This window comes from Rhodococcus sp. 7Tela_A2, assembly GCF_049311045.1.
In the GTDB taxonomy this organism is placed as follows: Bacteria; Actinomycetota; Actinomycetes; order Mycobacteriales; family Mycobacteriaceae; genus Rhodococcus.
In genome coordinates, this window is the sequence record NZ_JAXION010000045.1 from 20,051 (window position 1) to 31,228 (window position 11,178).

Sequence of the window (11,178 nt, forward strand, 5' to 3'; positions counted from 1 at the left end):
GGCGACACGAACGTGCGGGATGGTGATGAGCGGCGTGCCCCATCAGCCGGGCACCACGGGTTGCTGCCCGGCGACGCGGCCCAGGCCGACGGCGACACAGACGGCGGTGATCGATCCCGCAGCCATGATCGCCGCGAGCACGACGACCTGGAATCGTCCCGCTTCGAGCGGGGAGAGCCCGCCGAAGATCGCGCCGACGAACGCACCCGGAAGTGTCACCAGGCCGGTTGTCTTGGTCTGATCGATCGGCGGAATCATCGCCGCGTGCACCGCGAGCCGTGCGTGCTCGGCCGTTGCCTGCCGCATGGTCGCGCCCAGCGCGAGCCATCCCTCGACTTCCAGCCATCGATCGACGAGGAACTCGTGGAACCGCCGGCCTGCGAGACCTGCGACGGTCATCGCGTTGCCGATGACGATGCCGCCGAGCGCGAGCGCGTACCGCGGCGTCGCCGCTACCGCTCCGGTCACGAAGATCACCGCGAGCGCGACACCGATTCCCAGCAGCATGGCCCCGGCGACGATGGCCAGGACGCGAACGCCGCTTCCGACCCGGCGCGCGGCCGTCCATGTTCCGACCGAGAACATGACGAGCAGAACGACGCCGACCCACGCCCCGTTGGTGATGACTCCGGTGAGCACGACGCTGACGATCGCGAGTTGCAGGGCGCCACGCGCCACCGCGTACAACGACGCGAACCTGTGCGGAACCCCAAAGACCCACAACACCGACGTGGCCACCGCTGCGAGCGCGAGGACACCGATCAGTGTGCGGAGGAGCACGTCAGGGTCGTCGATCATCGGATCGAGCGTATCCACCCGGACATGCCATCGCGATGCCGTGCGCGATACGGTCGATGCATGGCACGCAAGTCCGCTGTTCGCCGTCACGAACCCGAGTCCGACGACTACCTCTACGAGCCCACCGAACGGAGGATCCGGGGTCAGTTGTTCGATCGGACGATCGTCGACAGCAACCGGGCTCTGCTGGTCTGGGCGCCGGGGAAGCCGGTGCCGTTCTACGCGTTCCCCCGCGACGACGTCCGGCTCGATCTGATCGCGGCGTCGCTGTCCCCGAGTCGCAGCCGACCGGATGTGTGGCAGTGGTACGACGTCGTGATCGACGAGCAACGCGCGTATTCGGTGGTCTACCAACTCGACGTCGACGGTCTGGACGATCGGCTGATCTTCCAGTGGTTCCGGCACGGGGAGACCGGGCCGGGTGACGAGGTCGACGAAGGCGAACGCTGGTTCGAGGAGGAAACCGAAGTGTTCACCCATCCACGCGACGCGCACCATCGGGTCGATGCTCTGCGCAGTTCGCGCCACGTTCGGGTCGAGATCGGCGGCACCGTGGTCGGCGAGACGCGCAATCCGGTGCTCGTCTTCGAGACGGGATTGCCCACCCGCTACTACCTGCCGCCGGAGGATGTCGATTTCTCCGTCCTCGAGGAATCCGAATGGCGGACGAGTTGCCCCTACAAGGGGACCGCGCGGTACTGGTCGTTCGTCGGCCAGCCTCCCGCGGAGAACGTGGCGTGGTCGTATCCCGAACCGTTCGCCGCGGTCGCCGATATCGAGGGCTACCTGTGCTTCTACGACGACGCCGCGGAGATCACCGTCGAGGACTGACCTGCGCATCGCACGCGGTAATGTTGTTCTCACGTCGAGAGAACTACATTTGCAGATTCTTATATTTGCACTAATGTAAAACTTCATGACTGCAGCGGAGCCCAGGGGCCAGGACGCGAAAGGTTCCCATCGCGAGCGCAAGCGGGCCCGCACGTGGGCCGCAATCCATCTCGCCGCGGCCGAATCCGCCGCCGTGCACGACCGCCTCTCGGACGTGACCGTGGAAGCGGTCGCGGAACGGGCCGAGATTTCGCCTCGCACCTTCTTCAACTACTTCAGGTCGAAGGAGGACGCCGTCCTGGGCCAGCAGGCTCCGGTGATCCACGACGACATCGCCGACGATTTCCACATCGAGGCCGGCGACGACCTCGTCGAGAAGGTCGCGTTCCTGTTGCTCGCGGTGTTCCGCACCTCGGTCCACCGCCTCATCACGTACGGCGAATACGTCACGTTGCTCGACCGCCACCCGGAACTGGCGCGCCGGCGCCTTCAGCACATCGATGCCGTGGAGGCACTCGTCGCCGACCTCGTCACCGCACGTCTCGCCGAGTCGCAGGCGCCCAACACATCGCCCGGCGGACACGGCGGGCACACCGTCGAGGAGACAGCCCTGCTGATCGTGACGGTGGCCGGTGCCGTGATGCGCACCGCGATGGCTCCCGTGCTCGACCTTCGGAACGGGACCGAGGGCGACGCGGACTCCGTCCTCCGCCGCACCTGCGCACACTTCAGGGAGGTCACGCGAGCATGAATGCCACCGCCACCACCGCCGCACCGCGCAGCCACACCGAATTCGACCGCCGCGCAATCACCTTCATTTTCATCGGGCTGATGGCGACGATGCTCGTCGCCTCGCTCAACCAGACCGTGCTCAACCCCGCACTCCCCACCATCGTCGGCGAACTCCACGGTGTCGACAAGATGCTGTGGATCGTCACCGCGTACATCCTCGCGTCCACGATCACGATGCCGATCTACGGCAAACTAGGAGATCTGTTCGGCCGCAAGCCACTGCTGCTGACCGCCCTGACCATCTTCCTGGTGGGCTCGACCATCAGCGCGTTCGCGGGAGATATCACGTGGCTGATCGTCGGCCGCGCCGCCCAGGGTGCGGGCGGCGGCGGACTGATGGTGCTGTCGCAGGCCACTGTCGCCGACGTGATTCCGGCCCGGCAACGCGGAAAGTACCTGGGCATCATGAGCAGCGTCTTCGCGGTGTCCTCGGTCGCCGGTCCCCTGCTCGGCGGCTGGTTCACCGAGGGACCGGGATGGCGGTGGGTCTTCTACATCAACCTCCCGCTGGGCGTACTCGCCTTCATCGCGGTGGCGTTCTTTCTCCGGCTACCCCGCACCCGCAACTCGCGGCCCCGCATCGACATCGCCGGCATGACGGTCCTGTCCCTCGCCACGACGCTTCTCGTCTTCGTCGCGACCTGGGGCGGCTCGCGTTACCCGTGGACCTCTCCCGTGGTGCTGGGTCTCATCGCGGGCACGCTCGCCACGGCAGTTCTGTTCCTGTTCATCGAAAGCCGTGCGGCAGAACCTATTCTCCCGCTGCACCTGTTCCGCGACCGCAACTTCGACGTGAGCACCCTCGCCGGTCTCCTCAACAGCATCGCGTTGTTCGGTGTCGCGGCATACATGCCGACCTACCTGCAGATGGTGGCGGGACGGAGCGCGACGGTCGCGGGCCTGCTCATGTTCCCGATGATGGGATCGATGCTGATCACCTCGACGCTGGCGGGACGTCTGGTGAGCCGGACCGGCCGATACAAGGTGACGCCCATCGTCGGCTCGGTGCTCGTCGCGGTGGCGATGCTGTTGCTGTCCCTGCTCACCGTGGACACACCGATCTGGGTGCTGTGCTGCTTCCTCGCCGTGCTCGGGGTCGGACTGGGCGCATCCATGCAGATCATGGTGCTCGTCGTGCAGAACTCGTTCCCGGTCGAAGAGGTCGGCACCGCCACCGCGGGCAACAACTACTTCCGGCAGATCGGAGCGACGCTCGGTTCGGCCGTGGTCGGCAGCGTGTTCGCCACCCGCCTGAACGTGCTTCTCGCGGAACGGGTCCCGGAAGGGGGCCTCGCCGCGGACGACGCCAATTCCCTCACCCCGGCCATGGTGCACACCCTGCCCGACGCCGTGCAGCAGCCGATCCTCGAGTCCTACAACGACGCCCTCACACCGATCTATCTGGCGATCGTCCCGTTGGCGATGGTGGCCGCGGTACTACTGTGCTTCGTCGTCGAGAAGCCCCTCGCGACCACCATCACGCGGCGTACGGACCCGGCCGTCAACGACCCGGCAGCCACCCCATCGCCTTGACGAGCGGGGGCAGCATCTTGGCCCAGATCTGCCTCGGAAGCCCGCGCGGGCCGTCGAGGTTCAGCACCCGGGTGACGGCCACGGTCTGCGACTCGGTGTACTTGAGAAGCCCTTCGGCACCGTGCCGGCGGCCCACACCGGAGATGCCTACGCCACCCATCGGAGCATCCATGCTGCCCCACGCCGGCGCGTAACCTTCGTCGACGTTGACGGTGCCGGCGCGGACCTTCGCCGCGATCTCTTCACCCTGCGCCTTGGTCGCCGCCCAGACGGAGGCATTGAGCCCGTACTCGGTGTCGTTCGCACGCCGGATCGCTTCGTCGACGTTGTCGACCGGGTACACCGACACGACCGGACCGAAGGTTTCGTCCCGGTAGCACTCGGCGTCCTCGGGAACGTCGGTGAGCACGGTCGGTTCGTAGAACAGCGGACCGAGGTCGGGGCGGGCCTTGCCGCCCGCCACCAGCGTCGCGCCCTTCGCCACCGCGTCGTCGACGTGGCCCGACACCGTCTTGACCTGGGTCTCGTTGACGAGGCAGCCCATCTCGGTGTCGAAGTCGTAGGACGCGCCGAGCTTGATCGCGCGCACCCGGTCGCCGAACATCCGCAGGAACTCCGGAGCGATCGACTTCTCGACGTAGATACGTTCGATGGAGATGCACAACTGCCCGGAGTTCGAGTAGCACGCGCGCACCGCCGCGTCGGTGACCTTCCGCAGGTTCGCTCCCGCGGTGACGATCATCGGGTTCTTGCCACCGAGTTCGGCGGAGAAGCCGATCAGGCGCCGGCCGGCCTGCTCGGCGAGCAACCGGCCCGTCTGCGAGGACCCGGTGAACATCAGATAGTCGGAGTTCTCGACGATCGCCGTGCCCACCACCGATCCGGGGCCGGGCACCACGGCGAACACATCGCGTGGCACACCCGCCTCGTACAGCAGTTCGGCGACTGCGAGAGCGCAGTACGGCGTCTGACTGTCGGGCTTGAGCACCACCCCGTTGCCCGCGAGCAACGCGGGAATCGCGTCGGACACCGCAAGGGTCATCGGATAGTTCCACGGCGCGATGACGCCGACGACACCCTTCGGATGGTGCAGCACGGTGGTCTTCGTCAGGACGGGAAGCATCCCGGTCGCCCGGCGGGGCTCGAGCAGTTTCGGAGCGACGTGCGCGTAGTGCCGCGCCGTCATCGAAATGTCGAGCACCTCCTCCTGCGCGGACGTGCGGGACTTACCCGTCTCCGCCTGAGCCATGTCCATCAGCTGGTTTCGCCGCGCGTACACCAGTTCGCGGTAACGGAGGATGATCTCCGCGCGCTCGGTGACGGGCATCCGCGCCCAGGACGCCTGCGCAGTGCGGGCACGATCGATCGCGGCCTTTGCGTCGTCGGCGGTTCCGACGGGGACGGACGCGATCTCCTTCCCGGTGAACGCCTCGACGACAGGCCGCGTGGGCCGGTCCGCCGCGTCGGGAATGGCGATGAGATCGGCGAGACGTGCGAAGGTCGCAGCGCTCGGAGCAGGCATAAGACACCCCTACCGGTGAGTAGTTCTCGGAGTTACACCAAACGTACCCTCGGAAGGTGGTCCCTGTCACAAGCGCCTACCTCCGCCCGGGTCGTGAGTTACCCGGCGAAACCGGGCATCCCGCGCGCCCCGGCTTCCTAGACTGGGGCATATGACCACATCGAAGGGCATATCCGATGAGAAGGTCGATCGAGCGAAGATCGAGAACCGGGCGCCCTCTGTGGCTCACATGTTCCTCGACCGCATCACCGCGTCTCCCGATGCCGAGGCCTTCCGGTTTCCGATGGGCGCGGAGGAATGGATCGGGGTCACGTGGGCGCAGACGGGCGAACGCGTACGCCTGCTCGCGGCGGGCCTCATCGCGCTCGGCATCCAACCCGAGGACCGGGTGTCTCTCGCGTCGACCACACGATACGAGTGGGTCCTCGCCGACCTCGCGGTGATGTGTGCGGGCGCGGCCACGACCACGGTCTACCCCACCACGAACGCCCACGACGTCGCGTTCATCGTGGCGGATTCGGGAAGCCGGATCGTTATCGCCGAGGACGCCGACCAGGTCGGCAAGCTGGTTCAGCACCGGGACGAACTGCCGGATGTCTCCGCGGTGGTGGTCGTCGACGGCCACGGTGACGGCGACTGGGTACTCGGTTACGACGATCTCGAGGACCGCGGACGCACACTGCTCGCCGAGAACCCGAACGCGGTGTCCGACCGGATCCAGCGGATCCGGTCCGATCACCTCGCGACCCTCATCTACACGTCGGGTACCACGGGAAGGCCCAAGGGTGTTCGTCTGCCGCACTCGGCCTGGACCTATGAGGCCGCCGCGATCGACGCCATCGGCCTCCTCGGTCCCGACGACCTCCAATACCTGTGGCTTCCGCTGTCGCACGTGTTCGGGAAGGTGCTGCTGACCCTTCCCCTCCAGATCGGTTTCCCGACAGTGGTGGACGGACGAGTCGACAAGATTGTCGAGAACCTCGCGGTCGTGCACCCCACATTCATGGGGGCGGCGCCACGGATCTTCGAAAAGGCGCATGCCCGAATCGAATCCATGATGGAAGACGAAGGCGGCGCGAAGAAGAGGATCTTCGACTGGGCCGTCGGCGTCGGACTGAAGATGTCCCGGGCCCGGCAGGACGGCAGGTCCCCTGGCACGCGCGACAAGCTCGGCTACGCGCTCGCCGACCGACTCGTGTTCTCCACCGTCCGCGAGCGGTTCGGCGGCAGGTTGCGCTTCTTCATCTCCGGTTCCGCGCCGCTCAACCCGGACATCGGCAGGTGGTTCGACGCGGTGGGTATCCCGGTGCTCGAGGGGTACGGGCTCACCGAGACCGCGGCCGCGTCGTGCGTCAACCGCCCGGACTCGAACCGGATCGGCACGGTCGGGCGCCCGGTGCCCGGCACCGAGATAGCGATCGCCGACGACGGCGAGGTGCTGATCAAGGGGCCGGGCGTCATGACCGGCTATCACAATCGTCCCGACGCGACGGCCGAGTCGCTCACCGAGGACGGCTGGTTCCGCACCGGCGATATCGGCAGCATCGAGGACGGTTATCTGAGGATCACCGACCGCAAGAAGGACATGTTCAAGACCTCGCAGGGCAAGTACGTCGCACCGTCCGCGACCGCGGCGACGTTCAAGGGAATCTGCCCGTACGCGTCGGAGATCGTCGTCTACGGCGAAGGCAGGCCGTACTGCGTCGCGCTGGTGGGCCTGGACGCGGAGACCGTGACCGAGTGGGCCGGCAGGAACGGGCTCGACGGGGCGAGTTTCGCGGAGATCTCGCGGCACGAGAAGACGCGCGGCATGATCTGGACGTACATCGAGGAGCTGAATCTGCAGCTCAACCGGTGGGAACAGGTCAAGAAGTTCACGATCATCGACCGCGAACTCACGGTGGAATCCGGTGACCTGACGCCGAGCATGAAGTTGCGCCGCAAAGTGGTGGTGGACTCGTTCTCGGACAGCCTGGTGGGTCTGTACGACTGAGGGCTTATGCTGTCGATATGAGTAGTGCACGACCTAATTTGTTTCAGCGCCTCGGATACATGGTCGGTCGCACGTTGCCGCCCGAGATGCGCGAGTGGGTTCGCAACGACATCCTCGGTCCCGGGGGCGCGCGGCGCTATCTGCTGCGCTGGAACCTGCCGATCATCCCGCCGTTGATGCTGTTCCTGCTGATTCCGGGCCCGGTCTGGATTCCCTTCGCGATGATGCTGCTGCTGTTCCTGCCCTGGGTCTACTTCTCGGCGGCACTCATGCCCGTGTGGCAGCGCCATCGCTTGCAGCAACACGGAATCGATCCCGAACTGCTGAGCGAGAAAGCCCGTAACCGGGCGGCCCGGGAACGCGAGGACTACGAGCGTCGCATGGGCCGGGCCGTCTGAGCCTCGGCTCCACCGTGCGCCGGCCTACGACAGCACTTCCACCAGCGTGGTCTCGCTGTCGCCGGTCATGTACTTCTCGACCTTGTCGAGATGGTGACGCCAGAAGGCCTGTGCCCGGCCGGGTTCGCCCGCGCGCAGTAGTGCGACGAGTTTGCGGCTCGCGCGCAGCGCGACGGCCGCGCCGGGCCGGTCCGGCTCGGCGCGAGAGGAAATGTACAGGGCGGCATGAGCATCCATGATGTCGAGGAGCATGCCGGCCAGCGTGTTCAGCGTCTCGTTGCCGCCGAGTTCCATGACCGTGCGATGCACCTCGGTGTTCGCCTTCGCGAACGCGTGCGGATCGTCCAGGAAGGCTTCTCCCCGGTCGACCACGGCGGCGAGTTCGTCGATCCGCCCGTCGGGATCGGCCGCGATCAAACCCACCGCCGCGACCTCGAGTTCGGTGCGGGCGCGGTAGACGTCGGCCAGGGGGACGCCGCGGTATTGCAGCAGCAGGCCGGCATAGCGGGCTGCGGTGGACCTGTCGGGCGCCTGCACGCGGGCGCCCCCGTGGGCCCCGCGCAGAACGGTGATGATGCCTTCCGACTCGAGTATCCGGAACGCTTCACGCAATGTCGGGCGCGAGACGCCGAACCGCTCCATGAGCGCGGCCTCGTTGGGAAGCGGCTCCCCGGCTTCGAGTTCTCCGGTGATGATCTGGCGGCGAAGATTCGCCGCGATCAGTTCCCCGGCCTTGGGCACACGCACGATCGTCGAACGTCCGTCGAGTGGCATGTCCCCGTCCTGTTCTCCCGGTCGGTCGTTCACCCGGCATAAGTGAACCTTTGTGAAGGATACAAGGATCTAACGCTTTGGCCTGCGAAGAGATTAATCATCGATCTGATTGCGGCGATCTCGGTCCCCGCCGTCCGGACGGCCCGCCGCCGTCCCTTTATCCTCAGCACATGAGCGAAGCCACTGCCCACGCATTCACCGCAACCGCCGACCTCGCCGACGAGATCGGTCCGGACATCCGTAGCTGCGACACCCAGTTCATCCAGTTCGGTGGCCGCAGCGAGTTCGCCGGCCCCGTCACGACGATCAAATGCTTCCAGGACAACCTGCTCGTCAAGCAGACCCTGTCCGAGCCCGGCAACGGCGGCGTGCTCGTCGTCGACGGTGGCGGCAGCATCCACACCGCGCTCGTCGGCGACATCATCGCCGGCCGCGGGGTCGACAACGGCTGGGCCGGCGTGATCGTCAACGGTGCTGTCCGGGACTCCGCGATCCTGCGCACGCTCGACATCGGGGTCAAGGCACTCGGCACCAATCCCCGTAAGAGCACTCAGACAGGGTCCGGCGAGAAGAACGTGCCGGTCGAGATCGGCGGCGTGACGTTCAACCCCGGCGAGATCGTCTACAGCGACCACGACGGCGTCGTCGTGCGCGCGGAGAACTGACTCGATACGCAGGTCAGGTGTCGCGCACGACCCGCGCGCTCATCCCGCCGATCTCGACCACATCACCGACCTGGAGCTGACGGCCTCGTCTCACGTCGACTTCACCGTTGACGGAGACCAGGCCGTCGGCGATGACCTCCTTGGCCTCGGCACCCGATTCGATCAGGCTCGCCAGCTTGAGGAACTGGCCGAGTCTGATCGACTCGTCACGGATCGGTACTTCGAAGACATCGGACATGCCAGCCATTGTCCAGCACACTGGTTCGATGAGCCGTCCCGCCATCGTCTGGTTCCGACGCGACCTCCGGCTGCGCGATCTTCCCGCCGTCCTTTCCGCTACCGACATCGCGCAGCAGGGCGTGGCGTTGTTCGTTCTCGACGACGCCCTGCTCGGTCCGTCCGGGCCGCGCCGGCGTGCCTTCCTCATGGCGTGCCTGCGTGCTCTCGACGACGATCTGTCCGGCCGCCTCCTCGTGGTGCGAGGTGATCCGGCAGAGGCCGTGCCTGCGGTCGCCCGCGCCTTCGACGCGGCCGAGGTTCACATCAGCGCCGATTTCGGCCCGTACGGGGCACGGCGCGATGCGCACGTTGCCGAGGCGCTCGAGGGTGTGGCACTGGTGTCCACCGGATCGCCGTACGCGGTGTCGCCGGGGCGCATCACGAAACCCGACGGCACGCCGTACAAGGTGTTCTCCGCGTACCGGCGTGCCTGGCTCGAACACGACGTGCGGCCACCCGCAGCGACCGACGCCGGGACCATCGACTGGATCGACCCGGCGGGCACGCCGGGCCGCACAGCGATCCCCGACGCCGGCGACATCGCGCTTCCTCCGGCCGGGGAACGGGCCGCCCTCACCCGCTGGCGAGAATTCCTCGCCGACGATCTCGAGCGGTATGCGACCGACCGGGACCACCCCGGTGCCGACGGCACGAGCAGGTTGTCGGCCCACCTCAAGTTCGGGTGCATTCATCCCCGCACCCTGTTGCACGACCTGCGCGACCGCTCCGGCGCCGGGACCACCACGTTCCGCAGCGAACTCGCGTGGCGCGACTTCTACGCCGATGTGCTGCACCACCGTCCCGACACTGCGCGGCGGAACTACAACGAGACGTTCGACGCTATCCGATACGACACCGGCCCCGACGCCGACACGCTGTTCACCGCGTGGTGCGAAGGGCGGACCGGGTTTCCGATCGTCGACGCCGGTATGCGCCAGCTACTGGCGGAAGGCTTCGTCCCCAACCGGGTCCGGATGATTGTCGCGTCGTTCCTGACCAAGGATCTGCACATTCCGTGGTGGCGGGGGGCCCGGCACTTCATGACGCACCTCGTGGACGGCGATCTCGCCTCGAATCAGCACAATTGGCAATGGACCGCGGGGAGCGGAACGGACGCCGCGCCGTACTTCCGGATATTCAATCCGACGGCGCAAGGCGAAAAATTCGATTCCGAGGGTGATTACGTCCGATGCTGGGTACCCGAACTCCGGAGTGTCGTGGGCAGCCGGGTGCACACGCTGCCGGACGGCCCGCCTGAGGGATATCCCGCGCCCCTGGTGGACCACGCTCACGAACGCCGGGTGGCGCTCGAACGGTACGGGGAAATTCGATCGACGAATCGACCCATCCACCGGTCGGGTCGCGCCGAATGAGAAACAGGCGGACCGTCCGCCTCCGACAATAAGGAGACACCGTGCTGCGAGATTTCGTCGAGACTGCATTCCTGGCCATCCATACCCCGCTGGTCGAGGGCTACCTGTTCCTCCTCAGCGTGCTTCCAGCCTGACCGGAATGCGGCGCCGGGGGTGCCCGCCCCCCCCACCCGCTCCCCCCCAAAGCGGCGCCCCCGCGGCGCAATAAGCCCCGCGGAAA

At 66.8% G+C, this 11,178-nt stretch carries 11 protein-coding genes; 7 read left to right on the forward strand and 4 right to left on the reverse strand.

The annotated features are described in order from the left end of the window. Positions 1-42: 42 nt before the first annotated feature. Complete coding sequence (locus tag TVH25_RS10760; protein ID WP_422424112.1) at positions 43-798, reverse strand: ABC transporter permease; 756 nt, start codon at positions 796-798, stop codon at positions 43-45. A gap of 60 nt (positions 799-858) precedes the next feature. Between TVH25_RS10760 and TVH25_RS10765 the strand changes: the two genes are divergently transcribed. The 3 genes from TVH25_RS10765 (at position 859) to TVH25_RS10775 (ending at position 3,954) form a co-directional block, all read left to right on the forward strand. Further along, positions 859-1,629 carry a DUF427 domain-containing protein gene (locus tag TVH25_RS10765; protein ID WP_422424113.1) on the forward strand — a complete coding sequence of 257 codons (771 nt, stop codon included), beginning with the start codon at positions 859-861 and terminating at the stop codon, positions 1,627-1,629. An 85-nt stretch (positions 1,630-1,714) separates the two neighbouring features. Further along, positions 1,715-2,380: a TetR/AcrR family transcriptional regulator gene (locus tag TVH25_RS10770; RefSeq protein ID WP_422424114.1), complete on the forward strand. Its 666-nt coding sequence runs from the start codon at positions 1,715-1,717 to the stop codon at positions 2,378-2,380. Next, positions 2,377-3,954, forward strand: a complete 1,578-nt coding sequence (locus TVH25_RS10775; protein ID WP_422424115.1) for an MDR family MFS transporter — start codon at positions 2,377-2,379, stop codon at positions 3,952-3,954. The genes TVH25_RS10770 and TVH25_RS10775 overlap by 4 nt, the downstream gene beginning before the upstream one ends. On the opposite strand, the gene TVH25_RS10780 is transcribed toward TVH25_RS10775, so the two are convergent. After that, entirely contained in the window at positions 3,923-5,476 is a 1,554-nt protein-coding gene (locus TVH25_RS10780) for a succinic semialdehyde dehydrogenase (RefSeq protein ID WP_422424116.1), read from the reverse strand. The two genes, TVH25_RS10775 and TVH25_RS10780, sit on opposite strands and share 32 nt — an antisense overlap. Positions 5,477-5,627: 151 nt before the next feature. Here TVH25_RS10780 and TVH25_RS10785 point away from each other — a divergent pair, with 151 nt between their 5' ends. Both TVH25_RS10785 and TVH25_RS10790 read left to right on the forward strand, forming a co-directional pair. Then, the gene (locus TVH25_RS10785) at positions 5,628-7,469 is read left to right on the forward strand and encodes an AMP-dependent synthetase/ligase (RefSeq protein ID WP_422424117.1); all 1,842 of its coding nucleotides are present in this window, start codon (positions 5,628-5,630) and stop codon (positions 7,467-7,469) included. Positions 7,470-7,486: 17 nt separating this feature from the next. Continuing rightward, positions 7,487-7,867, forward strand: coding sequence for a DUF5313 family protein (locus TVH25_RS10790; protein ID WP_169652270.1), 381 nt, complete (start codon positions 7,487-7,489; stop codon positions 7,865-7,867). Between the two features lie 24 nt (positions 7,868-7,891). On the opposite strand, the gene TVH25_RS10795 is transcribed toward TVH25_RS10790, so the two are convergent. Beyond that, positions 7,892-8,641, reverse strand: a complete 750-nt coding sequence (locus TVH25_RS10795; RefSeq protein ID WP_169652271.1) for a FadR/GntR family transcriptional regulator — start codon at positions 8,639-8,641, stop codon at positions 7,892-7,894. 170 nt (positions 8,642-8,811) lie between these two features. On the opposite strand from TVH25_RS10795, the gene rraA reads away from it, so the two are divergent. Beyond that, the gene (rraA, locus tag TVH25_RS10800; protein WP_169620837.1) at positions 8,812-9,306 is read left to right on the forward strand and encodes a ribonuclease E activity regulator RraA; all 495 of its coding nucleotides are present in this window, start codon (positions 8,812-8,814) and stop codon (positions 9,304-9,306) included. A gap of 13 nt (positions 9,307-9,319) precedes the next feature. Here the strand turns inward: rraA and TVH25_RS10805 are convergent, their stop codons facing one another. Then, positions 9,320-9,544 (reverse strand): RNA-binding S4 domain-containing protein, encoded by a 225-nt coding sequence (locus TVH25_RS10805; protein ID WP_169652272.1) that lies wholly within the window; start codon positions 9,542-9,544, stop codon positions 9,320-9,322. Between the two features lie 28 nt (positions 9,545-9,572). Between TVH25_RS10805 and TVH25_RS10810 the strand changes: the two genes are divergently transcribed. Then, positions 9,573-10,958 carry a cryptochrome/photolyase family protein gene (locus tag TVH25_RS10810; RefSeq protein WP_422424119.1) on the forward strand — a complete coding sequence of 462 codons (1,386 nt, stop codon included), beginning with the start codon at positions 9,573-9,575 and terminating at the stop codon, positions 10,956-10,958. Positions 10,959-11,178: the final 220 nt, after the last annotated feature.